This window comes from Mycobacterium kubicae (assembly GCF_015689175.1).
Taxonomy (GTDB): domain Bacteria; phylum Actinomycetota; class Actinomycetes; order Mycobacteriales; family Mycobacteriaceae; genus Mycobacterium; species Mycobacterium kubicae.
Genome location: NZ_CP065047.1, coordinates 3,599,957 through 3,625,353 on the forward strand (window position 1 = coordinate 3,599,957; position 25,397 = coordinate 3,625,353).

Genomic DNA, 25,397 nt, shown 5'->3' on the forward strand with positions numbered 1-25,397 from the left:
CGTGGCCGCACCCCGGGAGCCGCGAGCGCACGCTGGAGCTACTGATGCGGAATCGGGTCCAGCGCTTTCAATTTGCCGTCCGGTCCGATCCGGAACCGCACCTTGCCTCGGCCGGTAGGGCAGCACTCTGAGTCGCTGCCCAGGCGCCATTGGTACTGCACGGTGACGGTGTCGTCGGCCGGGGGCAGCACGGTGATGTAGGGCTTTGGATTCGGCGTGGCCGGACCCAGGGCCCGGTTGTGGTCGAAGAACAACACCTGCTGAGGAGTCGACTCCGAGGCGATGGTGGGAATGATCTGCACCCAGTGCAGGCGGCATTTGCGGGCATGGCCGCGGGCGATCTCCACCCAGAAGGAACCCGGCACGGCGACGGGTACGCCGGCGATCGCCTGGCGTACCGTCTCGGCCGTCGGCCCGTCCGATGCCTTGCAGGCATCCGGTGCGGCCGCCGGCGGTGCCGGCCGCGGTGCGCCGCAGCCGGCGACGGCCAGGCACAGGCAGATCCTGATCACGCTTCGCCGCCAACGCACCACGCGAGCTTAGCGAACACTGTGAATGTCCCCCCGGTTTCGTCATAAGCCCAGGTCCGCAGCCTGTTTGTGACTTTTGCGTGGGTAGTCTGGCCAGCAGATCGGCGGGTCGACGACGACTCGAAGGGAATTGCGTTTTCTCCCTGTTTCGACCAGCGCACTGCGACCTCTGACGCAGTGCGAGAACTCCGTAAAGCGGCCGAAACCTTGCATGTCGCGTGCTGAAACATGCCCGACGCACGATTCAAGGCAGCAGTTGTCCACAGTTGAGGAAGGATGTCGGCGAGGCTCATGGCGCCCGATAACGACGCCGTGCACACGATGTGCGCCTACTGCGGCGTGGGTTGCGGGATGGTGCTACAGGTCACAACGGACCCGCAAAGCGGCCGTCGTCACATCGCCAAATCGGTTGGCCGCAAAGACCATCCCGCCAACTTCGGGCGTTTGTGCACTAAAGGTGCCACCACGGCGGACCTGTTCGCGGCTCCCGGCCGGGCCGACTCGGCGTATCTGCGGCCCGACCGCGGCCAACCCCTCGAGCCGACGAACGTCGATGCGGCGATCACCCGATCGGCCAAGCGGCTGCGAGCCATCATCGACAAGCACGGACCGGACGCGGTGGCGCTCTACGTGTCGGGGCAGATGTCCCTTGAGGCGCAATATCTGGCGAACAAGCTGGCCAAAGGCTTCATCGGCACCAACCAGATCGAGTCGAACTCGCGGCTGTGCATGGCCGGCGCCAGCTCCGGTTACAAGCTTTCGTTGGGCGCCGACGGACCACCGGGTTCCTACGACGACTTCGACCGGGCGGACGTTTTCTTCGTCATCGGCGCCAACATGGCCGATTGTCACCCCATTCTGTTCCTGCGAATGATGGAACGGGTCAAAGCCGGCGCCAAGTTGATTGTCGTCGACCCGCGCCGCACCGCCACCGCGGCCAAAGCTGATTTGTTCCTGCAGATCAATCCCGGCTCGGATCTGGCTCTGCTCAACGGACTACTGCACCTCATCGTCGAAAACGGCCACACCGACCCCGAATTCATCAGTGAGTTCACCAACGGCTGGGAGGTGATGCCCAGCTTCCTCGAGCAGTACCCGCCCGACGCGGTCAGCCAAATCACCGGCATCCCGGTCGAAGACCTGCGCACCGCGGCCCGCTGGATAGGGGCAGCCGAAAACTGGATGAGCTGCTGGACAATGGGTCTCAACCAGAGCACTCATGGCACCTGGAACACCAACGCCCTGTGCAATCTGCATCTGGCCACCGGCTCCATCTGCAAGCCCGGCAACGGCCCGTTCTCGTTGACCGGCCAGCCCAACGCGATGGGTGGCCGTGAGATGGGCTACATGGGCCCTGGTCTGCCCGGGCAGCGGTCGGTAATCTCGAGTGCGGACCGCGAATTCGTCGAGGATCAATGGGGGATTCCGCGCGCTTCCCTGCGCACCGACGTGAGCGACGGGGTAATCGACATGTTCTCCCGCATGGCCGACGGTCACATCAAGGCGTGCTGGATCATCTGCACCAATCCAGTTGCCACGGTGGCTAATCGCCGGACGGTGATCGCCGGCCTGGACAAGGCCGAACTGGTGATCACCCAGGACGCATTCGTCGATAACGAAACCAACGAGTACGCCGACGTGCTGTTGCCAGCCGCCTTGTGGACCGAATCCGACGGTGTGATGGTCAACTCCGAACGCAACCTGACCTTGTTCCAGCAAGCCATCGACCCGCCCGGGCAGGCACTGCCGGACTGGCAGTTGATCGCTCGGATCGCCTGCGAGATGGGGTATTCGGACTTCTTCAGTTACTCCTGCGCCGAAGAGGTGTTCGAAGAGATCAAGCAATTCTGGAATCCGGCAACCGGGTACGACTTGCGCGGCATCAGCTATGACCGACTGCGCCGAGCCCCGATGCAATGGCCGTGCCCGCCGGAGAACGGCAAAAAGCGCAACCCGATTCGCTATCTCAACGACGGTGTCAGTCAGACCCGTCTGGTCCGCAAAGACGGATCCGCCCCGCGGTTGGCGTTCCCGACCAAAGACGGTCGAGCGGTGTTCTTCGCCCGTCCGCACCTGCCGCCCGAGGAAATGCCCGACGGCGACTATCCATTCCTGCTCAACACCGGCCGGCTGCCCCACCAATGGCACACCATGACCAAGACCGGCAAGGTCGGCAAGCTCAACAAACTCAACCCCGGCCCGCTCGTCGAAATTCACCCGGACGACGCCGCCCGCCTGCAGCTTTCCGACGGCGACTCCGTCGAGATCGCGTCGCGGCGCGGCCGGGCGGTGCTGCCCGCGGTCATCACCGATCGGGTGTTGCCGGGCAATTGCTTTGCTCCGTTCCATTGGAACGACACCTTCGGTGAGTACCTGTCGATCAACGCCGTCACCAATGACGCCGTCGACCCGATATCGCGGCAGCCCGAGTACAAGGCCTGCGCAGTGACTCTCACCAAAGTCGCCGCCGCCAAACCAAACCAGGCTCCGCAACCGGCTGCAGGCGAGACTGCGGCGCTGGATCCGATTGAGCGGATCTATCAGCCGCCGGAGATCAGCTTGGCGCAAATCGACGCCATCGCGGAATTTCTCGGCGTGGCAAGCGAACCGACGCCAAAGTTCGACGATTCGGGCCGGGCCTACCTGGCCGGCATGCTGGCCGGGTTGCGGTCCCAAGCGGGCCGGTCCATGACCGGGCTGCCGACGTTGCCCGAGACCGCCCCGTTCGATGCCGGCACGCGCATGTGGCTGGACGGATTGCTGGCGGGCATGTTCTCCCGCACCCCGCTGACCCAGCCGCTGGCACGGCCTGCTGAAGCAGAGGGAGCGTCGGACCGGGCACCGATCGTGCTGTTGTGGGCCTCGCAGACCGGCAATGCCGAACAACTCGCCGCGCAGGTCGCCGAGCAACTGCGTCAGGCCGAGCTGCCGGTGGCGCTGCGCGCCATGGACGAGTTCTCGGTGGCCGAGCTGGCCACGACTCGCGAGTTGTTGCTGATTACCAGCACCACCGGTGACGGCGACGCGCCCGACAACGGCGCCGGCTTCTGGCTCGCGTTGGCCGACCCGGATGCGCCTCGCCTCGATGACACGCGTTACGCCGTCCTGGCGCTCGGCGACTCCAGTTACGACGACTTCTGCGGTCACGGCCGTAAACTCGATGAGCGGCTCGCCGAGCTCGGCGCCACTCGCATCGCCGACCGGGTCGACTGTGAACCCGACTACGACGCGTCGGCGGCGCAGTGGCTCGCCGGCATCATCCAGGCTTTGACCCAGGCGCCGGCCGACACGCGCGGTAGCGCGACCACCGTGGCGAAACCGATTGTGCTGCAGCGTCTTCCCGGCAGCGCGCCGGCCTATGACAAGAAGCGGCCACTGGTCACCGACCTGATTCGCAACACCACGCTGACCCGGCCGCAGTCGGCAAAAGACGTGCGGCAGTTGGTGTTCCGGTTACCCGCTGAAACTGTCAGCTATGAGGCCGGAGACGCGCTCGGGGTATGGCCACGTAACAGCGGTCAGCTCGTCGACGAATGGCTGTCGGTGACCGGCTTGGACGGCGACACCGCTGTGGAACTGGCCGACCGCGGGACCATGTCGCTGCGCACCGCGCTCACCGACCGGTTCGAGATCGCCCACATCAACCCCGAACTGCTTCGCTTCGTGCGCCATCACACCCGCGACGGTCAAGCCGCCGACGAACTCGCCGAGCTGATGAAGCCGGAAAACAAAGCGGCGCTGGCGGATTGGTCCTGGGGACGGCAATCGGTCGACCTGCTCGCCCACGCACCCGTCAGCGCGCCCGTTGACGAATGGCTGAGCGTGCTCAAACCCCTGCGGCCGCGCCTGTACTCGATCTCGTCGAGCCCCAAGGCCACGCCCGGGGAAGTGCATCTGACCGTGTCACCGGTGCGGTACAACTTCCAGGGCGTACCACGGCGCGGTGTGTGCTCGACCTACCTCGCCGACCGCTCCCCCAACGATCAGATCGCCGTCTACGTGAAGCCGTGCGGCACGTTCCGGCCGCCCAGCGACCCGAAGACGCCGATGATCATGATCGGGCCGGGAACGGGAATCGCGCCCTTCCGCGGCTTCCTGCAAGAACGACGCGCGCTCGGCCACACCGGACCCAATTGGCTGTTCTTCGGTGAGCAGCATGCCGCCACCGACTTCTACTATCGCGAAGAAATAGAGTCGATGCGCGCCGACGGGTTCCTGACCGAACTGGATCTGGCGTTCTCTCGCGACCAGCGGGACAAGGTCTACGTGCAGCATTTGATGCGTAAGCGCGGCGCGCAGTTGTGGCAATGGCTACAGGACGGCGCCTACCTGTATGTGTGCGGTACCGCTGACCCGATGGCCAAAGACGTCGAGCAGGCGCTCTGCCAGATCGCCGCCGAACACGGCCGCCTCGACGCCGAAGAGGCCCGAGCGTACGTCCGCTCGCTGCGGGCGGACAAGCGCTACCACAAAGACGTCTACTGAGCCGGCCGGGCGGCAAGGATCGCTTCACGCGCCGGAAACATCCGGCGACCATTGCTGAAACATTTCGGTCGCACCATTCACCCAAGAGGTTGGCACTCGTGGGAGGGATGGGACGCGTGAGTGATCGGCCGGATCAAAACGGCGTGAACCGGACCTGCCCGCTGCAGTGCCGGCTGCGGCAAGGAGCCGGATCGTCCACAGCGGCCGACCGAGTGGACTGGGCGGGTTTGCCCGTCAACCTCGACATGGCTTTTTCCCGGGAGCAACGCGACAAGGTGTACGCCCAGCATGAAAAACGCCGACGCGGCGCCCTGCTGCGACGGTTGTTGGGAAACGGCACACCGGACTGCGTTTGCGAGCTCACGGCACGCGAACCTGGTGTCGACCAGGAGAACATCTCCGCGTCGAGCTCGGGTTCCTAGCCGTCGACGACTAGCGGGCCGGCTGCCCGTAGAGGGCCACCACCACCGTGCGGTCGAGGCTGTTGTTCGACCAGACTCCCATCGCGGTATTGGCGCAATCGCGCATGATTGCCAGGTAGTCCGGGTTGTAGTACCACTGCCTGATCAACTCGAGACTGCTGATCGACAGCGCCGGGTTGATCGCTACGGTTTCGGTGACTTTGCCGTGGAAGCCCGCGGCGTTAGCCCGATCCTGCGGTGTCGACCCGTCCGACCCGATGTCGTCGTTGATGTTCCGGTTGTTGATCATGTCGTCGGCGTGCCATTGGGCGGCCAGGTACAACGAGTTGTTCATGGTGACGTCGTTGGTGCAACCCGCCTGGTGCTGAATCGTGTAGACGCCGGAGATCACGCTGTCGTTAAGCCTTTTGTTGTCAGCATGCGCCGCAGCCGGCAGCGCTGACGCGGCAACGACGCAGAGCGCGGCAATCCCTGACACGCGACGCGTCCGGTCGAACATGTGACTCAGACCGGATCGAAACGCGACACGAGCCAGTGACCGTTGGCCTTCTCCAAGGTGACTCGTATGACGGGTTGGGTATCGGTCGGAGCGCCGTCCCCGATGGTGACCGACTGGTTGACATACAACAGGACCACGGCATGCTTCGCCGTTGCCGAAACAGACGATGCGGCACTAACTTTGGCGACGGCAGAGATGTGCTTTTGCTTGGCGCCGGGAATGACGACCTCGCGGGTCAGGGCCGTGTAGGCGTCTTTGAAGTCACCGGTCAGTCGTTCGCGCGCCGCGCCCAGCTCTTTGTCCGCCGAATCGGCCTGATACGACAACAACGCGACCGCGTCTTCGCTGGCCACCCGAACCGAGTCCGCCCGGGCCTGCGCTACCTCTGTCGCGGTCACGTCTACCCATTTGAAGTATCCGGCCGCCAAGGTCAGCAACAATGCCAGCCCGGGCAACACACCGAAGGCCAGCACCCGCGACCACACGATCGGTCGCCGTTGCCGACTGGTTGCGGCCTCCTCATCGTCCGGGGTGGAGGACTCGCTGCTGCTGACCGAATCTTCCGCGCCCGTCGGAGTTTCCGAGGTTGGCTCGAGGTCTGGAGCGACGGCCTGGTCTTCCTCGTCGCGGTCGACTGTCTGCTGTTCGAGGGCGGTCATGGGACGAACACCACGTTGGACACCTTGGCGTCGCCGCCGACCTGCTGAACTTCGATGCGCATGCGCCACTCCCTTGGTGCCTCTTCGCCGCCGGCGGTGCGTGACTTCACCGCGACCGCGACCAGAACTTGAGCCGAATCTCCGCGTTGGGATTCCAATCCCGCGTCGGTAACGGTGCCTTCGGATTTCGACTGGGCGGCCTTGACCAGTTCCTTGAACGGTTGCGATCGTTTGTCGAAGTCATCGCGAAACGCTCCGGTCGCCAGATCCAGGATCCGCTGCACATCCGCGTCGATCTCGGTGTAGCTGAGCGTGGTGAGGTTCACTGCGCCCTGGCGAGCGGTTTGCACAAACAGCTCCCGTTGCTGTTGGGCCTGACGCTGTTCGTAGGCGCGGTAACCCAACCAGCCCGTCAGTCCGGCTAGCGCCAGCACGGCGGCGCCGCCGGCTACCAGCGCCTGCCCGGCCTGGGACAGTCGGCGACGCGCATTGCGGTGTCGTCGGCGCGCCGGCCGATGCGCGGATGGCGTTGTGCCGTCCGCGGTTTCGGGTGCGTCCGTCTCGTCGACTGCCTCGTCGGCGGGGCTGTCTTCGGTATCAGGGGTTTTCGGCTCGTCGGCCACGTCGCTCCTTGAGATTGATTACGGCGGCGGCACCAGCAGGGACTGCCAGTTCTTGGCACGCGGGTGCGCTAAGTCGGACTCGGTGTAGCGGTGCCCGTCCGGGCCGACGTAGTCACCCGTGTTCGGGTCGTAAGTCGCGACCGCAACCGGCGGGGGCGGTGGTTGCGGTGGTGCGGTTCCCCGCGGTGGTGACAGCCGCGGATCTTGTCCCGGCGGATACTGCGGGACGCCTTGACCGCTGGTGGTCGCATTGGGGTCCCCTTTCCAGTTGTATCCGTCGTTGAGCGGCACATACTCCTCGTCGCTCTCACACAGTTCGACCGTAGGAGCGCGCTTCCACGGCTTGTTCTCGCACGGAATGTTGCGCGCGCCACGGACATTGAGCTCCGAGTCCTGCGGCAAGCGGCAATACAGGTCGGCGGCCGGCCGGTCCGGAGCGTCGACGTCGGCCGGCGATCGCCGCTGCGTCGGCGGCAGGAACCCCGTGGTGCAGGGCGGCGGCAGGTTCATGTTGAGGTTGAAATCGAGATAAAAGCCGCGGTAATCCTGTTTGGTGCCCGCGTTCGGCACCAGCGACCCCGACATGATCGCGATGCCCTGCGGAAACAGCACCAGAAGTTGTTCGATGTCGTGGCGGTACACGACAGCGATGTCAGCGAGACTCACCAGGTTCGCGAACAGTACCGGCACCGCGGGTGCGACCCGATCGAACAGCGCGCGGCCTTCCTCGATGCCAGAACTGCCTTGCGTCAGCAGATCTCGTAGGGCAGCGTCCTGCGCCTGAAACTGCGCGGTGATAGCTGCGGCGTGGTGAGCCCAGGTCGCAATGGCGTCGGATGTCTGTACCTGAGAGTTCAGCACCGGGGGCGACTGGTCGATCAGGCTGACGAGTGGATCGATGGTCCGGCCACCGGCCAGTGCCAGCGCTGTCGACCCGTCGACGATCCGGGACAGTTCGGGTCCCAGGCCACCGACGGCCCGATCGGTCTCGTCGATGACCGTGTGTAGGTTGTCCCGTGGGATCGCTTGCAGCGCACGGTTGGTCATGTCGAGCAGACGCCCGATGTCGACGGGCACATCGACGCGTCCGGCCGGGATGACGTCACCGGCCCGCAGCATCCGTGACGGTGCCGCGTCCTTTCCGGGTTGTGGGGTCAGTTCGATGTACTGCTCGCCGATCGCCGAGCGGCTGTGCACCGACGCCTGCACGTTGGCGGGAACCTTGACCCCGGACCGCATGGCGAGCACGGCCCGCACTCCGGTGGCGGTGACGTCGACCGACTTCACCTGACCCACGTCGGTGCCGCGATAGGTGACCACCGAAGTCTGGTACAGGCCACCCGATTGCGGCAGATCGACCGTCACGTTGTACTCGCCGATCCCGAACAATGTCTCGGGCAGCTTCATGTAGTTGATAGCCATGGCACCACACGAGACCAGCGTCACCAACGACAAGACCGCCAACTGAATCCAGGTCCGACGACTGAGGCGCAGCATCAATATCCCCCGTCGTGGTAGGGGAAGGTCAGCGGGTTCCCGCCGGTGGCCGGGCTGGGCTGCATGCCGATGGTGCGCCCCCACTGCAGCTCGAGCCGGGTGAGATTGCCTTCCCACCGAGAACCCGTGAAGAGCCCGGTGTCTATGCGGCTCAACGTCAGATCGACGATCATCGTCAGATTCGCGTAGTCACCGCGGAACCAGTTGGTGACCGTGGAAGTCGGCCACGGATAGGTCGCCAACCCGTCCAGACCCTTGGTGAGCGCCGGTCCGGCGTCGGCGAGCGAGCGGAGCACCGGCGCGATGTTGCGCAAATTGTTGACCAGAGATTCCTTGCTCTGCCGTATGGTGTCGGCGGCGATCGCGCTGAACTTGCCCAGCTGATCGATCGCCTCGGCGATCTTGCTGCGCTGCTGCGCCAAGACCGCCAGCGCCTTGGGCACCGTCGTCAAAGCCCGATCGACGACCGGGTCCTTGGCCGCGACCTGTCCGGCCAACCCATTGAGGTTCTCGGCCGCAGCAATGATGTCGTCGGTCTGGACGTTGGTGCTGGCGATGAACTGGTCGAGTTGGCCCAGCAGGCTGCGCATGTCGTTCTCACGGCCGGTGAATGCCTTGGCCAACGTTTGGGTGATCTCCTGCAGCTGATTGAGGCCGCCGCCGTTGAGCAACACCGACACCGAAGCCAACGTCTGCTCGGTGCTGGGATACAGGCTGGCGCGCGACAAGGGGATGACCGACCCGTTCTTCAGTTCACCGACCGGCGGCTCGTCTTTGGGTGGCGCCAGCGCGATGTGCATCGACCCCAGCAGGCTGGTCTGCCCCAACTTGGCGGTCGAGTTACCCGGCAGATGGACATCACCGTTGATGCGCATGGTCACCAGGGCATGCCAATCCTGCAGCTCGATTTTGGTCACATTGCCGATGTTGACGTCGTCAACCAGGACTCGGGTGTTCTCCTGAATGCTTACGACGTCCGGCATTTGGACCTGGATGGTGTAGGAGCCGGGTCCCCCGCCGGCGGTCCCGGGCAGGGTGAAGGAATTCAGCCCGTGCCATCCGCACCCCGAAAGTGCCACTACGCAGGCAGCGCTGAACGCTGCGATGATGGCGCGCCTCATGATCCGCCGCCCTGCGGGACCATCAGGCCCTGCAGGCCAAGTTTCGGATCGGGCACCGTCGGCGCCGGCGACGACGGCACCTCGGCGGGTGGCTGCTGCTCACCAGGCGCCGGGGCCAGTGCATCCGGCGGGGGCGGCGGGGTGAAGTCAGGCCGCAGACTGTCCTGGCTGTAGGTGATCTCGGTCGGCCGCGCCTGCGTTCCGACGAAGGGATTGATCCCGGCCGGAATGTAGTTGTAGATGCGGTTTTTGATGATCGGCTCGACGTACTGCAGGCACAGCTTGGACACCCGGTCCAAGCCTCGCCGGGAGGCCGCTTCGATTGAACTGCAAATCCATTGCGGGATGTCGGCGAAGTTGTTCAACGCGATGATGCCGGTCATCGCGCTCTGCGCCGGTTGGTAGATGTTGGTGAAGTTCTGAAACACCGTAGGGGCGATGTGCAGTATCTGCTTGATATCGGCACGGCTGTCGTTGAGGGCGGTGGTGATGGAACTCAGCCGGTCGAAGGTGACGCCGATCGATTCCCGGTTCTCCGACAAGAACCCGCGCAAGTCCGACAGCGCCCCATCGAGCCCCTGGACCGCGTTGGCGACTTCGTTGGGCGTGTTGCTGAGTATGGTTGTCACGCTTGCCAGGTTCTGGTTGAACGACGCCAGCAGATCGCTGCTCGAGGACAGCGCCGACACCAGCAGCTGCAGGTTGCGCACGGTGCTGAAGATGTCGTCGGCGTGATCACCCAGTGCGGAAATCGCCTGAGATAGCTTGATCACGGTGTCTCGAGCCGTGTCGCCCTCGCCTCGCAGGTTGTCCGCCGTCGAATTGACGAACTCGCCAAGGGAATTCACGCCGTTGGGGCTCGTCGGCTGCAGAGCGTCGGTCAGCTTTTCCAGTTGTCTACGGAAGTCATCCCATTCGACGGGCACCGCGGTGCGGTTCAGCGGAATCGACGCGCCGGGGGTCAGTTTGGGGCCGCCGGAGTACACCGGAACGAGCTGGATGGCCCGTGATGTCACCAGCGAAGGCGACAGTATCGCCGCGCGCGCGTCGGCCGGGATCGCATATTGCTTGTCGACGGAGAAAGTCACCTTGGTGCTGGCCGGCTGCGGTTCGATCTTGTCGATGACACCTACTCCGACACCCAAGATCCGGACTTCGTCTCCGACGAAAAGGCCTGTCGTCTCCGGGAAATACGCCGAGTAGGAGTTCTTGTCGACGTCTTTCCACAACCCCTTGCCGACGAGAAACGATGCGACGGCTAGCGTCAGGACCAGGCTGATGGCTGTGGCTCGTCGAAGTGTGTGCCGATCCATGGTCACTGCCCTCCGGCTTCGGCGGGCGCCGGCGCGGGCGCGGGCTCCGGCGGTGGTCCCGGGGCGGGTCCCGGCGAAGGAGGCTGGGACCACAATGGCACCGGTGCGGCCTCCGGCGGGACGGGCGGCGTGCCGGTCGGTGGATCCACCGACTGCGAAGGCACCCGCTGGTTCGGGTCCAGATACCGGTCATACATGCGTGAGTCGAGGATCGGGCCGCTGAGCTGACCGGGAATCAAGTTCGCGACATAGGCTTTGAAGAACGGGCCGGAACCCAGGACTTCGCCGAACGACATCGCATAGCGCTTGAATTTGGGCAGAGTCCGCTGTAGATCTTCTTTGCGGTTGTCGAGTACTTCGAGCACGCCGTTGAGCTTGTCCAGCGCCGGTTTGAGCTGGCTGCGGTTGTCGGCGACCAGGCCGGAGATCTGGTGCGATACCGCGGTGAGGTTGTTCATCAGGGCGTCGATGGAATCCCGCTCCTGCAGCAGGGCCGCGAGCAAGGCGTTCGAGTTGCGCACCAGCCCGGCGATCTGTTGGCTGCGTTTGCCCAGAACGCCGCTGACATTGTTGGCGTTCGACAACAGGCTGCGCAGCTGCGCGTCCCGATTGTTGAGCGTCTCGGAGAACCGCGCCACTCCCTGCAGGGCGGGTCGGAGATTGGCCGGCGTTTCTTTGAAGGTGTCGGCCAAAGTGGTTAGGGCCGAGGACAATTGAGTGGTATCCAGGCCGCTGATCGTGGTGGTCAAGTCACCCAGCGCGTCGGGCAGGTCGTATGGAGAGGTAGTACGTTCCAGCGGGATGGTGATCTTCAACCGCCCGTCGCCGCGCGATGTCAGCTCGAGCATTTTGGTGCCCAGGATCGTCTCGGTCTTGATCGACGCTTCGGTGCGGTCGCCCAATTCGACGTTCTTGCGAGCGGTGAAGCCGACCCGCACTTTGGTGCCGTCCAGGCGCACGTCGGTGACCCTGCCGACACCCATGCCGGACACCCGGACGGTGTTGCCGGGTTTGATGCCGCCGGCTTCGGAGAAATAGGCCGCGTAGTCGTTGTATTGGTTGACGAACGGCAGTTTGTTGTATTGGAAGGCGACGACGACTACGCAGAGAATGATTACGGTGCCCATCACGCCGAGCAGGAACGGGCTGCGCTTGGTGCGCCACTTGTCGGTGCCACGAGTCATTTCGGCGTGCACCGCCCAGACGGCTGATCGATCAGCTTGACGTAGATCGGGTTGCCTCCCTTGCCATTCAGCTTCAGCAGTACTTCGCAGAAGTAGAAGCCGAAGTAGTCGCCGTTGAGGCCTTGCCGGGACAGCACTTGGTAAACGTCGGGCAAGCTCTTGAGCAGGCCGTCGACATAGTCGCGGTCGGCCAGCACCTGACCCGACATGCGGTCGGTCTCGTGCACGACGTCCTTGATCGGCTGACGCGACTGGCTGAGCAAGTCGGTGATCGACCCGGCGGCCGCGTTGACGTACGCCAGTCCGGTGGCGATGTCGTCTTTGCGCTGGGCCAGTCCGTCAACGAACTGCGCGAGCTTGTCCAATCCGTCGGAGAACTCGTGGTCGCGGGTGGCGAAGGTGTGGAGCACGGTGTTCAGGTTGGTGATCAACTCGGAGATCAGTTGGCCACGTCCGGCCAGCGTGGAGGTGAGCACGGAGGTCTGCGCCAGCACCGAGGCGAGCGTGCCGCCCTGCCCCTGAAACACCCGCAGGAGTTGACCGGACAGCGCGTTGACCTGGTCTGGGTCCAGTGCGCGGAACAGCGGACGGAAACCGCCGATCAACGCATCGACATCGAGGGCGGGTGAGGTTCGGGCCAACGGAATGGTCGCCCCGGGGGCAAGTCGGCGCGGCGGTCCGGGACCGTCTTCGAGCGCGAGATACCGGTCCCCGATGAGGTTTTCGTAGCGCACGACGGCCTTGGTGCCTTCGGTGAGCCGCACGCCCCGATCGACGGCGAAGTCGATGTGCACCGTGCCGTCGCGATTGAGCGTCAGGTCGCCGACCTTGCCGACTTCGACCCCGGCGATGCGGACGAAGTTGCCGGACTTGAGTCCGGAGATGTTGGTGAAGACCGCATGGTAATCGGTGCGGTCCTCAAAGCGCAGTTGGCCGAACACCGCGATCAGGGTGAACGTGAACAGCAAGCACACGACCGTGAACAGCGCGACTCGCGCGATGATGCTGGAAAGCTTCCTTCTCATGGCGGCGGCTGTCCCCCACGGTAGAAGTAGCGCGGCGGCTCGGGTGGGTTCTTGGTGGTCGGGAAGTAGTTGGCCCACCAGGGATTGCCGGCCGCGACGTTGGTGCGGATTTCATTCGGAGCGGCACCCCAGCCGGTGTCGGTGACCAGCGCACGCACCGGGAAGTTCGCGCTGGGGTCAGGCAGGGACCCACAGCTGGGCCGGCCTCCGGGGCCGCCGGTGGCATTCACCTTGGGCAGATGCTTGGGGTAGCGGTAGGGGTCGTCACCGAAGAGCAGGCCGGCGTCCATGATGAAGGAATATCCGTTGCCGCCCAGCGTGTCTCGGCCGCCGTGCTCGACGTACCACTGTGCCCCCTGGAACAAGCAGGTGTAGGTCGGCGAATAGGTCTCCAGCAGCTTGGTCACCGGGTCGAGCTGATTGATGGCGTGCACGATGTTGGCTTCGTTCCTACCGATGACGCTGATGCCGGTCTGGCTGAAGCCGATTGCTGACATCAACAACGCGTCCAGCGACTGCTGGTTGGCGGTGATGGTGTTGCTGGTCGTCGCAGCGGAATCCAGGATCGACAGGATGTCTTGTGCGGCGGTCGAGTAAGCGGCAGTGGTCTTACCGAACAACCGCCAGTCCTGATGCACGGTCTGCATGCGCGGGTTGACCGCCAGCAGAATGTCGTTGGTGTCGGTGATCGCCTGCCCCAGCCGAGGGCCCTTGTTGCGCAGTGCCTGTGCGAACGCGGACAGGATCGAGTTCATCTTGGCCGGGTCCAGGGCCTGGACCACCGACTGCAGGTTCTCGAACACCGTGTTCACTTCGACGGTCACATTGCGGGAGCGCAACACCGAGCCGGGTTTCAGTGGAGTCCCGCTGGGATGCTCGGGCACTATCAGGTCGACGAATTTCGACCCGAATGCGGTTGTCGACTTGATTTCGGCCTCGACATTGCTGGGTAGATACTTGAACGCGCCGGGTTGCATCTTCAGTTGCAGCCGCGCGGTTTTCACGTCAGTGCCGATCGAGCCCACTTGACCGATCTGGACGCCGCGCAATTTGACCTTGGCGCCTTGTTCCATCACCAGCCCGGCACGATCCGACACCAGCGTGAGCGGAATCGACGATTCGAATTTGCCGGAGAACGACCCCGCGGTAATCACGATCAATCCGGCGACGACGAGGAACAATGTCGGCGCCCACCAGATCGGGTCGATCTTGCTGTAGCGGACCGTGTTTTGCCGAAACGGGCCGCTGTCGCGGTGGTTACTCATGGACGGCTATCCCGACAAGTTGAAGTTGCCGTGCTGCCCGTAGACGGACAGCGAAACCATCAGGCAAACGAACGCTGTGACGATCATCGATGACCGCACGGAACGACCGACCGCTTCACCCACGCCGGCGGGGCCGCCCGAGGCGGTGAAACCGTAGTAGGTGTGCACGACCATGACACCGGTTGCCATGGCAAGGGCAGAGACGAACGACCACATCAGGTCGGTGGGCCGCAAGAAGGTGGAGAAGTAGTGCTCGTAGACGCCGCGAGATTGGCCGTACACCGAGATGGTGAGGAATTTGGCTGCGACGAATGACATCAGCACCGCCACGGCGTACAGCGGGACGACCACCAAGATGCCGGCGATGATCCGCGTGGACGCCAAGTAGGTGATTGCGCGGATGCCCATCACCTCCAGGGCGTCGATCTCCTCGTTGATGCGCATGGCACCGAGTTGGGCGGTCGCGCCGGCGCCAATGGTCGCCGCCAACGCCAGTCCCGCTGTGCAGGGCGCGATCATGCGGACGTTCAGGAAGGCAGAGAGGAAACCGGTCATGGCTTCCACCCCGATGTTGGACAAGGTGTCGTAACCCTGCACCGCCACCAGGGCACCGGTGGTCAGGGTTAGGAACCCGATGATGCCCACGGTGCCCCCGATCACCGCCAAAGCGCCGGTGCCCATACCCATTTCGGCGATCAGACGCAGCAGTTCTCCTGGGTAGCGACGCACCGCTTCGCCGATGTTGACCAGGGACCGTCCGTAGAAGGCGGTCTGCTCACCCAACTTTCGGGTGGACGACACCACCCTGGGGCCGACGGCGCCTAACCACGACGGCTCATTCACGCCCGCGCTCATTTGGCCGTCACCTTCACCCCGAGCGCCGTGGTGATGATGTTGATGAAGAACAACGCCATGAAGGAGTACACGACCGTCTCGTTCACCGCATTCCCCACACCGGTGGGGCCGCCTCCTACCGACAGGCCCTTGTAGCAGGCGATCAGTCCGGCGGACAGTCCGAACATCGTTGCCTTGATCAGCGAGATGACCACCTGCGGCAAGCCGGTGACGAGCGTCATCCCCGCGACGAAGGCACCGGGGGTGACATGCTGGACGAACACCACGAAGATGTAGCTGCCGGTCAACCCGGTGACCGCGACCACCGAGTACAGCAGCACCGCGACGAAGGTAGCCGCGATGATGCGAGGAACCACCAGGGCCTGAACCGGGTTGACCCCGATCACCTTCATCGCGTCGATTTCCTCGCGGATGGTGCGCGCCCCCAGGTCCGCGCACATCGCGGTGGAACCGGCGCCCGAGACGACCATAGCGGTGACCACCGGACCCACCTGCGTCACCGACGCCAGTCCTGCCCCGGCTCCGGATAGGTCGCCCGCACCGATCTCGACGAGCAGAATGTTCAGCACGAACACGATCAGGACGGTGTACGGGATCGACAACATAATGGTCGGAAAAATCGACACTCGGGCCACGAACCAGATTTGTTCCAAAATCTCGCGCCACGCCCAGGGTCGGCGCAACACGGTCACCAATGTTTCGGCGCTGAGCATGAAGAATTCACCCAACGCGTTCATGGGTTTTGCGAAGGTCGTGGTGCTCATCGGTTTTGCTCACCCCCGAGGTCGCCCAGTGTTCTCTGCGGCTCGAGCCGCCCAACGTTCACACCCCGGAAGGAGCGGTCGGAATCACTATTCTGTGAAATCCCTTGCGCTGCAACATCATAACGATATCCGCAACCCGGGCTCGGCCCGACGGCCCAATTGCAGATAGATGCACGGGCACAGCTTAAAAGCCGGTGCATACGTTTGCCAGCTTTGCGATCAGCCAGAAAGTAATGCGCCCGTCACGCCAATAACGGCGCAGTCACGGTCTCTAGTCGTGCACGACACCCTACGGTCCTGTCCCCGTGTTAATTGCGCGCAGCGCGGGCGAGAAGGCGCCGATCTCCGCATATGTGTTCCACAGGCGTGAGCAAAACGGCCAGAATGCGGCATGGTTATAGTGGGCCTCATGCAACAGGCCTGTCCGCCGCGCTTCGCTCCCTCGCGCCACGACCTGGGCTGTTGTTGTTGATCTTCTTGTCCCGAGCAAGTTCCGCGTCGTTCGCCGACCAACGGTTGCAGTGAGCCGCCCAGCACGGCCGCGATGCTCCGCCAGGATTCTCAGGAGATCACCCGCCCATGCCTGTGCACTCTGAACCGGCCCGTGCCAGGCGCGGCGAGCTCCGGACGAGACCAACCGCAGTGCCCAACCTGTTGACCGGCGCTGCGATGGCCGGCAACACCCAACCTCTTACTCCCCTTGCATCAACCACACCCGCGCACGTGACAATTGTGTTTGACACCACCTGGGCCGACGAGGCCTCCGCCGACATCGTTGGAGTTTGCCGATGACCATCGCCGACAACATCACGCAATTGATCGGGGGGACGCCGCTGGTGCGGCTGCGCCGGGTCACCGAAGGCGCCGTGGCCGACGTCGTCGCCAAGCTCGAGTCGTTCAACCCCGCGGGCAGTGTGAAGGACCGCATTGGGGTGGCCATGATCGACGCGGCCGAGAAAGCCGGGTTGATCAAGCAAGACACCATCATCTTGGAACCGACCAGCGGAAACACTGGTATCGCGTTGGCCATGGTAGCGGCTGCCCGCGGATACAAGTGTGTGCTGACCATGCCGGAGACGATGAGCGTTGAGCGGCGGATGCTGCTGCGCGCGTACGGCGCCGAGGTCATCCTGACGCCGGGCCCCGAAGGCATGGCCGGCGCGATCGCCAAAGCCGAGGAACTCGCCAAATCCGACGACCGCTATTTCATTCCGCAGCAGTTCGAGAACCCGGCCAATCCGGCAGTCCACGCCGTCACCACCGCTGAAGAGGTGTGGAAGGACACTGACGGCAAGATCGATATCTTCGTCTCCGGCGTGGGGACCGGCGGCACGATCACCGGGGTTGCGCAGGCGATCAAGGAACGCCGACCGTCGGCCCAATTCGTCGCCGTCGAGCCCGCCGCGTCGCCGGTGCTGTCCGGCGGTCAGAAGGGACCACATCCAATCCAGGGCATTGGCGCGGGGTTCGTGCCGCCGGTGCTCGACCTTGGTCTGGTCGACGAGGTCATCACCGTCGGCAACGACGAGTCGCTGGAACTAGCGCGACGACTGGCCCGCGAAGAGGGACTGCTGGTGGGCATCTCCTCCGGCGCGGCCGCCTGGGCCGCCATCGAATTGGCCCGTCGGCCGGAGAACGCCGGCAAACTGATCGTCGTCGTTTTCCCCAGCTACGGCGAGCGCTATTTGAGTACGGTGTTGTTCGCCGATCTGAAGGACTAGTCATGCTGGCGGCGATCCGGCGTGACATCCAGGCGGCCCGCGACCGGGACCCCGCTCGACCGAGTGTCCTCGAGGTCGTCTTCGCCTACCCAGGCGTGCACGCCGTATGGGGCCACCGAGTAAGCCACTGGCTGTGGCGCCGTGAGGCACGGGTGGTTGCCCGCGTGGTTTCAGAATTGACCAGGATCTTCACCGGAGTCGACATCCACCCCGGTGCCGAGATCGGCGGCGGCCTGTTCATCGACCATGCGACCGGCGTAGTGATCGGTGAGACCGCCGAGGTGGGCGAAGACGTGACGATCTTCCACGGGGTCACTTTGGGAGGCACCGGCGCGGACACGGGGAAGCGACATCCGACCGTCGGTGATCGGGTCGTCATCGGCGCCGGAGCCAAAATTTTGGGTGCGATAAAAATCGGGGACGGCAGCCGAGTGGGCGCCAACTCTGTCGTGGTAAAGGAGGTGCCGTCGAGCGCTGTCGTCGTCGGAGTGCCCGGCCAGATCGTCAGTCGGTCCACTCCTGCCAGCGAGGACGAATCCAAGCTGCCCGACCTTGTCGGCGTCAGTCTGCAATCGCTGCTCGCTCGGGTAGCCCGACTGGAGGCACACGATGGCAGGCCGCAAACCGGCCGGGTCATCCGGCCTCCTGAAGCCGGCGTCTGGCACGGCGAAGACTTTTCCATCTGAGGAATAAGGGACGTGCTCCGGTGGTTGCGGCCAGTGATCAACGGCCCGGTGGGTCGCATCGCGACTGAGATTCGTTGGAGCTGAAGAGCGATGGTGTGCTGGTGAGTGGACTCGTGGCCGCAGCGACGGCGACCGTGGCGGCTTTGGCCGGTGCCACCGCGATCGGCGTTGCGGTCAATCGACGCTCGGGTGTGCTGCGCGACGCCAGCCCTTCCGGCGGCGCGTCGGTCGGCATCGAAAGTGCTGCAGAGACAGCGGGATTGGGGTTGTCCGACACCGGTCCGACCATCGTGCATTTCAGTGCGGATTGGTGCGGGCCGTGCGCTGGCGTGCGCCGAGTGGTCGACCAAGTCTGCGCCGAACTGCCCGGTGTCGCGCACGTGGAAGTGGACATCGACGAGAACTCGGTCGCCGCACGGCGACTGTCGGTGCTCTCGCTACCCACTACTTTCATCTTCGACGCCCAAGGGCGGCAACGGTATCGGACGTCGGGCGTGCCCAAGGCGCCCGATTTGCAGACCGCACTGCGGGCGCTGATGGGCGGAGAAGCCATTGACTAGGTACGAATTTCAGGCCACCATCCCGACAGGAGTCATGCAGTGTCGACCGATAGCAACCAGGTAGACGTCCGGGGTCCACGCTTTGCAGCGTGGATCACCACCACCGTACTGGTGGTCACCTTGCTCGTCTCGGCGATCAGTGTTCCCGGCGCGGCGGTGATCCTGGGTATCCAAGCCATCATCTTCGCAGTCAGCGCTGTACGCGGGCCTCGCAATAGCCCCTACGGTTTGCTGTTCAGGACGTTCATCGCGCCTCGCATCGGCGCAGTGAAGGAGCGAGAGCCGGTGGCGCCGTTGAAGTTTGCGCAGCTGGTCGGACTGGTATTTGCCGTGGTCGGTGTCATCGGCTTTGCGGCGGGCATCCAGTTGATTGGCGTGATCGCGACGGCTTTCGCCCTATTCGCCTCGTTCCTCAACGCCGCTTTCGGTATCTGCTTGGGCTGCCAGATGTATCCGTTCGTCGCCCGGCTTCGTCGCGCGTCGACAGCATAGACCGGGTGCATCGACGGTAGGCGAAAGAGTCTCGGAGACAAAGGTTTAAAGCGCCCGTGAGTCGATCATTTGAATCGGCGGGGGATCTGCCGTGGATGCCTTATAGTGTGGCCATGCAACAGTGCCCGCGGCTGCGGTATGTGGTAAGGCGCCGCTTCACAATTGACTGTTGCTGCTCTTGATTCACGTACAGATGGGGCGCTCGCCTGGTTATGCAGCCAGGTTCATTCGCGGTGTCAGTTCCGGCATGTCACGAGCGGCCGCGGCCCCACAACGCGATTGGAGAAGTTAGTTGATCGAGGGTCTAGACACTCAACCGCGATTCAGCGGCGGTCGAAACGAAACCACGCGTTCGCTCGACACCGCGGTCGGGATACTCGTCGGCTGGCGACGCTGCAGCACCTACGCCGCGTTCCGCGAGTTGATCTCGGTCAGTGAACGCCAGGGAGTGCCGATCTTTGCTCTTGCGGGCGCTTTGGTGAATCTGGCCAGCCGCGACGCGGACAACCAGCCTGCGGACGCCGCCGCTCAACTGGCCGCTGAGCGGGAGTGGGGCCTCACTTACCTGCTGTAGCGGCCGTTGCGGTCGCCACAGCCATAGGTCATGACGCTTTGGCGTACCGACGGACTAATTCGTCCTCACCGAAAGAGTTCGCGTATTGCTGGCCGACGTCATCGCGGCAGAAGAAGGTCCACCGCTTCGGGGTTTTCTGCGGCCCGCCGATCAGCTTGACCGTGTAACGCGCCTCGGTCGGCCGCAGTGTGCCGATGACGTCACCGACGCGAATCTCCGATGGATGCACTTGCGGTGCCTCCGACCAACTTTGAGCCATTCCTGTTATTCCTTCATGTCTGTCACGGCAAACGCCTGCCCCTGCGCCGAAGGCCGCAGAAGCGATACGTGTACCGAAAGGGGATGCGGGCGCCCGACATGCGTGCGGTCGTGTTGCAGCGTCATCACGACGCTCCCGTCTTGACCGCAAGCCGGTCAAACTTTTCAGCGACGACTGGCTTTGACTAGCCGAGTTCGAGGTATCACCGATGTCCCCAGCCTACAGGGTGGTTGCGTACAAGAAGGCCAAAAGGAGGCGAATGCGGCGCGGCCCGTTTCCTATCCGGCGACGTCAAAGGTACCGTCGTAGCTGAGCCGTTTCGTTGTCAGCGGTGGTCCGCCGTAATCGGCACGGATGACACCCACGGGCAATGTGATTCCTCCTTCCGCCCCGACCCGTGGGGCGGTAGAGCTCCATCGGAAGGAACCGTCCGTGTCTATTGCAGCCGCTATCTCTACTAACCGATGACCCGCCCGCTCACCACGCGAGGGCGATCCAATCCCGTTCGGATGTCGCTTGCCACCGAGCTGGGACAGGACATCGACGGGGCCTGGTGGCCTCGCGCAGACCGCCTTACCAACGAACTGCCTGAGCTTGTCTCGCTCTTGACGCCCACGCTGGGGTCCATCACAGGCATCAATGTCAACTGGCCGCCGCTGCAACGGCCACCAGACTTCAACTGGGCCGGGTGGGAGCACAAGCGCCAACACGTGATCAGCGTCTGCGGCGCCGACGCATGCGCGAACCTGCTGGTCATTCCGTTCGCCACCTACACCGCGCTGGCCCTGATGGTGCTGCGCTGCGCGGCAAATCTTCCGATCAATGCTGTGGACCGGGACAAACGCGCATTCCTGACGGCCGGTTTGATCGTCCGCGCAGCCCAACAACAACGGGCTGCAGGAGTGCACTGATCGTTCGCAGGTGGCTCCCCCGGAAGGACTCGAACCTTCAACCCTTCGGTTAACAGCCGAATGCTCTGCCAGTTGAGCTACAGGGGACTACCGCTCCGCGCGATTGCTGGCGCCGACGCGGGACGACTCTAGCGTACTGGCATGGTCACACCCAACTAGAACCCGACCGGACCATGCCGCGCGCGGGTCCCTTTGGGTGAGGCAGGATGGAACCAACGGACTGTTAGTGGAGGGACCGTTTTGATCGGATATGTCGCCGTCCTCGGCGTCGGCTACGTGTTGGGCACCAAGGCCGGGCGTCGCCGTTACGAGCAGATCGCGGGCACCTACCGCGCGCTCACCGGCAGCCCTGCCGCCAAATCGGTTATCGAAGCCGGACGCCGCAAAATCGCCAACCGTATCTCCCCCGATGCCGGGTTCGTCACGTTGACCGAGATCGACGACCACACGGCAGTCATCGAGCGGCAACAGAGAACGGCGCCCTGACCGCGCTCAGGCGCTGACGTCGTCGCCGCTGGCCTGCTCCAACAGACTGCGTCGGTAAGCCTCCATGGCGACCAGATCGCCGAACAGCGCGTGGTACTCATCGCCTTGCTCGATCGGCGACATGCGCTGCAATTTCGCCTTGACCTCGGCGATCTGGCGGCCCACCCACACCTCCTGCAAGCGGGCCAGCACCCCGGAGATATACCGCGGCAGTTTTTCGTCGTCGACTTGGACGGACTCCACGCCCAGCTCGGTGATCAACCCCGCGGTCAACTCCGATGAGGTCTGCTGACGCACCGCGTCGATCCACTGGGCGCCGCTGGCACCGGTCGACGTACCTCCGGCGGCCTCGATGGCCGAGCGCACCGCCGCGTAGCCGGGGTGAGTGAAACTCTCCACGGTCAACGTGTCGAACACCGGACCGGCCAGCGCCGGATACTGCAACGCCGATTTGAGCGCCTCACGCTGTGGCCACAGGGTCGGGTCACGCGGGTCGGGGCGGGTCGCGCTGCCGGCCTTGGCCTTCGAGCCCGGCCGGGTGCCTTGCCCAGGCGCACCCGACCCGTTCCCGCTCCGTCCGGCCGGTTGGCCGCCTTTGGCCGTGTTGCGTACCCGGTCGATGACTTGGGGGACGTCGTCCCAGCCGACCCAGCCCGCGAGCTGGCGCGCGTATTCGTCGCGCAGTGCCGGGTCTTTGATCTGACTGACCATCGGCACGCAACGACGCAGGGCGGCCACCCTGCCCTCGGCGCTGTCCAAATCCATTTCCGCGATCGCGGTCCGGATCGCGAACTCGAACAAGGGCGTGCGCCGTGCGACCAGATCGCGCAGGGCGCCGTCACCGGACTTGAGCCGCAAGTCGCACGGGTCCATGCCGTCAGCGGCGACAGCGACAAAGGACTGTCCGGCGAGGTTCTGTTCGCCGTCGAAGGCTTTGAGGGCGGCGGCGCGGCCGGCCGCGTCTCCGTCGAAGACGTAGATCAGCTCGCCGCGAAAAAAGCTGTCGTCCATCATCAGCCGGCGCAGCATCGCCAGGTGCTCGTCACCGAAGGCGGTTCCGCACGATGCGACGGCGGTGGTGACCCCGGCCAGATGCATGGCCATCACGTCGGTATAGCCCTCGACGACGACCGCTTGATGGCCCTTGGCAATGTCGCGCTTCGCCAAGTCGATGCCGAACATCACCGACGACTTCTTGTACAGCACCGTTTCGGGAGTATTGACGTACTTGGCTTCCATGGGGTCGTCGTCGAACAGGCGTCGGGCCCCGAAACCGATGACCTCGCCGGACGCGGTACGGATGGGCCACAGCAGTCGCCGGTGAAAGCGATCGATCGGGCCACGGCGGCCCTGCCGGGACAGCCCAGCGGCCTCCAGCTCCTTGAACTCGAAACCTTTGCGCTGCAGATGCTTGGTCAGCCGGTCCCAGCCCGACGGCGCAAAGCCGCAACCGAACCGGCGGGCGGCTGCGGCGTCGAAGTTGCGTTCGGTCAGGTACCGGCGAGCCGGGGCGGCCTCGTCGGACTCCAGCGCCTCGGCGTAGAACTCGGCAGCGGCCGCGTTGGCCGCGACGAGCCGGCTGCGGCTGCCGCGGTCTCGTTGCACGCTGGTGGCCGGCCCCGCGTAGGTGATGGTGTAGCCGATGCGATCAGCGAGCAGTTCGACGGCCTCGACGAAGCTGACGTGCTCGATCTTTTGGACGAAGGCAAACACGTCACCGCCCTCGCCACAGCCAAAGCAGTGGAAGTGGCCGTGATTGGGCCGCACGTGGAAGGACGGTGACTTCTCGTTGTGAAACGGGCACAGGCCCTTGAGTGAGTCGGCACCGGCTTTACGCAGCTGGACATGGTCGCCCACGACGTCTTCGATGCGTGCGCCTTCCCGGATGGCGGCGATATCGCGATCAGAGATCCGGCCAGCCATCGGCTCAGTCTAAGCGCCGGGTCAGGCGACGCAGGCAGGTCCGGGCGACCAGCTCAGCTCCTTGGTTCGATGACGCCGCAGGCCACCCGCTGCATCGCGTCATCGCTGCCTTCGGCGCCGTGCAGCATCACGGCGGTTTTCTCACCTGCCAGCAACTGATCCCGGGTGAATGCGTCGGTGGTGGTCACCAGATATGCCGAACCGTCACCGCGCACTTCGAGCATGGTGGGTTGCGTCCACCAAGGTGGTGTACGAGTCGGGCCGTGAGTTGAGTACCGGCGTGTCGTAGCCGGATAGATGAGGGTCATCGCGTGATTCTTCGAGAGACCGTCCAAAGTCACTCGAGCAAAGGAATCGACGCGATGACCGCTGCCCACGATATTGACCTGTTCCCGATTTCCCGGACACCGAGGTTGAGGCGATGATCGTCTCAAGGGAAGGAGTCCGAGAGAAGATGCCTGCTGCTCATCCGGAGGAGTTTCGCCGTCGTGCGGTGGAGTTGGCCCGTCTGCGGGAGAAGCCGATCGCCAAGGTTGCCAAAGATCTGGGGATCAGCGAGTCCTGTTTGCGTCGATGGATGGATCTGGCCGACGTTGAGGAGGGCCACAAAGAGGGCCTGACCCGCGATGAGCGCGCTGAACTGGTGCGGCTGCGCCGAGAAAAGCGGGTTCTGGAGATGGAAGTGGAGATCCTCAAACGGGCCAGCGCCTACTTCGCCCGGGACAACATCCTCCCAAAATAGGGTTCCGGCTGGTCCAAGAGCTGGCTGCGCAGGGCTTCCCTGTCGCGCTGACCTGCCGGATCCTGCAGGTGTCGACGTCCGGCTATTACGAATGGCGCACTCGGCCGGCCTGCGATCGCGACCGCCACGACGCCGAGCTGGCCAACACCATCACCGCAATTCACACCGCGTCGCGTCAAACCTACGGGGTGCGCCGTATCCAGGCTGAGCTGCGTCACGGCCATGGGATTGAGGTCAGCCATAAGCGGGTGTGGCGGTGCATGAAACTGGTTGGCGTGCAGGGCGTTCATCGCCGCCGCTGGAGGCGGGAACCGCCGGCGGCCGCATCGTGGCCGGATCTGGTTCAGCGGCAGTTCCGCGCCGAAGGTCCCGACCGGTTGTGGGTCACCGACATCGAGCGCCGTGAGGCGCTGTTCAACCGAACGGAGGTGAGAGACCACCGTCGCCGAGCCATCGCAGTGGCCCGGTAGAAGCTGGGGGCAGCCTGATCTAAAGAGACTTTGGTGAGGGTGGGAAGCAGCCCCGACAACGCCGGGACGGCCTGGTACTGCCAGACGGGTCGGGTCCGGCTAGCGAGACGGGAAGGTGTACGCGAGGAACCAGCGGCTGAACGCCTCTTAAGAGAAGACCACCAGCTCCAACCTGGCGGATGCGGGCTGGGCAGCGACGCGCACCCGCCCTGAGGGCGGGGAACTCGTGGGCCGGTTGATGTCGCCGGTTCGGGAGGTCACGGTGAAGGACTGCGGCGTAGCCGTGACGAGGTCGCAGGGGCATAGCTGGACACCTCACCCGTCAAACGGT

25 protein-coding genes, 1 tRNA gene and 1 pseudogene are annotated in these 25,397 nt (G+C 64.3%); 11 read left to right on the top strand and 16 right to left on the bottom strand.

What is annotated here, in order from left to right; all coding sequences use genetic code 11:
• Window positions 1-38: 38 nt before the first annotated feature.
• Complete coding sequence (locus I2456_RS16920) at window positions 39-497, bottom strand: LppP/LprE family lipoprotein (protein ID WP_276052831.1); 459 nt, start codon at window positions 495-497, stop codon at window positions 39-41.
• A 324-nt stretch (window positions 498-821) separates the two neighbouring features.
• Here I2456_RS16920 and I2456_RS16925 point away from each other — a divergent pair, with 324 nt between their 5' ends.
• Entirely contained in the window at window positions 822-5,015 is a 4,194-nt protein-coding gene (locus I2456_RS16925; RefSeq protein WP_085073516.1) for a bifunctional nitrate reductase/sulfite reductase flavoprotein subunit alpha, read from the top strand.
• Window positions 5,016-5,158: 143 nt separating this feature from the next.
• Window positions 5,159-5,437, top strand: a complete 279-nt coding sequence (locus I2456_RS16930) for a hypothetical protein (RefSeq protein ID WP_068029806.1) — start codon at window positions 5,159-5,161, stop codon at window positions 5,435-5,437.
• A 10-nt stretch (window positions 5,438-5,447) separates the two neighbouring features.
• Here the strand turns inward: I2456_RS16930 and I2456_RS16935 are convergent, their stop codons facing one another.
• Genes I2456_RS16935 through I2456_RS16985 form a run of 11 tightly spaced genes read right to left on the bottom strand, consistent with a single transcriptional unit; the run spans window position 5,448 to window position 16,242 of the window.
• On the bottom strand, window positions 5,448-5,936 hold the full coding sequence (locus I2456_RS16935; protein WP_085073517.1) for a CAP domain-containing protein: 489 nt from the start codon (window positions 5,934-5,936) through the stop codon (window positions 5,448-5,450).
• A 5-nt stretch (window positions 5,937-5,941) separates the two neighbouring features.
• A complete protein-coding gene (locus tag I2456_RS16940) occupies window positions 5,942-6,595 on the bottom strand; it encodes a hypothetical protein (protein WP_085073518.1) in 654 nt (217 codons plus the stop codon).
• The gene (locus I2456_RS16945) at window positions 6,592-7,218 is read right to left on the bottom strand and encodes an Mce protein (protein ID WP_085073519.1); all 627 of its coding nucleotides are present in this window, start codon (window positions 7,216-7,218) and stop codon (window positions 6,592-6,594) included. Before I2456_RS16945 ends, I2456_RS16940 begins: the two co-directional genes overlap by 4 nt.
• 18 nt (window positions 7,219-7,236) lie before the next feature.
• Window positions 7,237-8,715 carry an MCE family protein gene (locus tag I2456_RS16950; protein ID WP_085073520.1) on the bottom strand — a complete coding sequence of 493 codons (1,479 nt, stop codon included), beginning with the start codon at window positions 8,713-8,715 and terminating at the stop codon, window positions 7,237-7,239.
• Window positions 8,715-9,836 carry an MCE family protein gene (locus I2456_RS16955; protein WP_085073521.1) on the bottom strand — a complete coding sequence of 374 codons (1,122 nt, stop codon included), beginning with the start codon at window positions 9,834-9,836 and terminating at the stop codon, window positions 8,715-8,717. The genes I2456_RS16950 and I2456_RS16955 overlap by 1 nt, the downstream gene beginning before the upstream one ends.
• Complete coding sequence (locus I2456_RS16960; protein WP_085073522.1) at window positions 9,833-11,155, bottom strand: MCE family protein; 1,323 nt, start codon at window positions 11,153-11,155, stop codon at window positions 9,833-9,835. Before I2456_RS16960 ends, I2456_RS16955 begins: the two co-directional genes overlap by 4 nt.
• The gene (locus tag I2456_RS16965; RefSeq protein ID WP_139823087.1) at window positions 11,152-12,333 is read right to left on the bottom strand and encodes an MCE family protein; all 1,182 of its coding nucleotides are present in this window, start codon (window positions 12,331-12,333) and stop codon (window positions 11,152-11,154) included. Before I2456_RS16965 ends, I2456_RS16960 begins: the two co-directional genes overlap by 4 nt.
• On the bottom strand, window positions 12,330-13,358 hold the full coding sequence (locus tag I2456_RS16970) for an MCE family protein (protein ID WP_085073523.1): 1,029 nt from the start codon (window positions 13,356-13,358) through the stop codon (window positions 12,330-12,332). The genes I2456_RS16965 and I2456_RS16970 overlap by 4 nt, the downstream gene beginning before the upstream one ends.
• Window positions 13,355-14,623: an MCE family protein gene (locus tag I2456_RS16975; RefSeq protein WP_085073524.1), complete on the bottom strand. Its 1,269-nt coding sequence runs from the start codon at window positions 14,621-14,623 to the stop codon at window positions 13,355-13,357. Before I2456_RS16975 ends, I2456_RS16970 begins: the two co-directional genes overlap by 4 nt.
• Before the next feature lie 6 nt (window positions 14,624-14,629).
• Window positions 14,630-15,478: an MlaE family ABC transporter permease gene (locus I2456_RS16980; RefSeq protein WP_068029680.1), complete on the bottom strand. Its 849-nt coding sequence runs from the start codon at window positions 15,476-15,478 to the stop codon at window positions 14,630-14,632.
• A complete protein-coding gene (locus I2456_RS16985) occupies window positions 15,475-16,242 on the bottom strand; it encodes an MlaE family ABC transporter permease (RefSeq protein WP_068029677.1) in 768 nt (255 codons plus the stop codon). The genes I2456_RS16980 and I2456_RS16985 overlap by 4 nt, the downstream gene beginning before the upstream one ends.
• Before the next feature lie 788 nt (window positions 16,243-17,030).
• On the opposite strand from I2456_RS16985, the gene cysK reads away from it, so the two are divergent.
• The 5 genes from cysK to I2456_RS17010 all read left to right on the top strand — a co-directional run bounded on the left by cysK (window position 17,031) and on the right by I2456_RS17010 (window position 20,275).
• The gene (gene cysK / locus I2456_RS16990) at window positions 17,031-17,963 is read left to right on the top strand and encodes a cysteine synthase A (RefSeq protein ID WP_085073525.1); all 933 of its coding nucleotides are present in this window, start codon (window positions 17,031-17,033) and stop codon (window positions 17,961-17,963) included.
• Between the two features lie 2 nt (window positions 17,964-17,965).
• Entirely contained in the window at window positions 17,966-18,649 is a 684-nt protein-coding gene (gene cysE, locus I2456_RS16995; protein WP_068029671.1) for a serine O-acetyltransferase, read from the top strand.
• Between the two features lie 101 nt (window positions 18,650-18,750).
• Complete coding sequence (locus I2456_RS17000) at window positions 18,751-19,209, top strand: thioredoxin family protein (protein WP_085073532.1); 459 nt, start codon at window positions 18,751-18,753, stop codon at window positions 19,207-19,209.
• 39 nt (window positions 19,210-19,248) lie between these two features.
• Entirely contained in the window at window positions 19,249-19,701 is a 453-nt protein-coding gene (locus I2456_RS17005; RefSeq protein ID WP_068029667.1) for a DUF4395 domain-containing protein, read from the top strand.
• Window positions 19,702-19,993: 292 nt separating this feature from the next.
• Window positions 19,994-20,275, top strand: coding sequence for an ANTAR domain-containing protein (locus tag I2456_RS17010; RefSeq protein ID WP_241007742.1), 282 nt, complete (start codon window positions 19,994-19,996; stop codon window positions 20,273-20,275).
• A gap of 28 nt (window positions 20,276-20,303) precedes the next feature.
• Here the strand turns inward: I2456_RS17010 and I2456_RS17015 are convergent, their stop codons facing one another.
• A complete protein-coding gene (locus I2456_RS17015; protein ID WP_068029663.1) occupies window positions 20,304-20,534 on the bottom strand; it encodes a hypothetical protein in 231 nt (76 codons plus the stop codon).
• Window positions 20,535-20,998: 464 nt separating this feature from the next.
• On the opposite strand from I2456_RS17015, the gene I2456_RS17020 reads away from it, so the two are divergent.
• Complete coding sequence (locus tag I2456_RS17020) at window positions 20,999-21,445, top strand: DUF5994 family protein (protein ID WP_068029660.1); 447 nt, start codon at window positions 20,999-21,001, stop codon at window positions 21,443-21,445.
• 11 nt (window positions 21,446-21,456) lie between these two features.
• On the opposite strand, the gene I2456_RS17025 is transcribed toward I2456_RS17020, so the two are convergent.
• Window positions 21,457-21,532, bottom strand: a tRNA-Asn gene (locus I2456_RS17025).
• A 153-nt stretch (window positions 21,533-21,685) separates the two neighbouring features.
• On the opposite strand from I2456_RS17025, the gene I2456_RS17030 reads away from it, so the two are divergent.
• A complete protein-coding gene (locus tag I2456_RS17030) occupies window positions 21,686-21,931 on the top strand; it encodes a hypothetical protein (RefSeq protein WP_068029657.1) in 246 nt (81 codons plus the stop codon).
• Between the two features lie 6 nt (window positions 21,932-21,937).
• Here the strand turns inward: I2456_RS17030 and dnaG are convergent, their stop codons facing one another.
• On the bottom strand, window positions 21,938-23,854 hold the full coding sequence (dnaG, locus tag I2456_RS17035; protein ID WP_085073526.1) for a DNA primase: 1,917 nt from the start codon (window positions 23,852-23,854) through the stop codon (window positions 21,938-21,940).
• Window positions 23,855-23,907: 53 nt separating this feature from the next.
• Window positions 23,908-24,081: pseudogene (locus tag I2456_RS17040) on the bottom strand (superoxide dismutase[Cu-Zn]); the annotation flags it as partial.
• A gap of 227 nt (window positions 24,082-24,308) precedes the next feature.
• On the opposite strand from I2456_RS17040, the gene I2456_RS17045 reads away from it, so the two are divergent.
• On the top strand, window positions 24,309-24,596 hold the full coding sequence (locus tag I2456_RS17045) for a transposase (RefSeq protein ID WP_163703934.1): 288 nt from the start codon (window positions 24,309-24,311) through the stop codon (window positions 24,594-24,596).
• A gap of 68 nt (window positions 24,597-24,664) precedes the next feature.
• Window positions 24,665-25,066, top strand: coding sequence for an IS3 family transposase (locus I2456_RS17050; RefSeq protein ID WP_186246559.1), 402 nt, complete (start codon window positions 24,665-24,667; stop codon window positions 25,064-25,066).
• The last annotated feature ends 331 nt before the right edge of the window (window positions 25,067-25,397 follow it).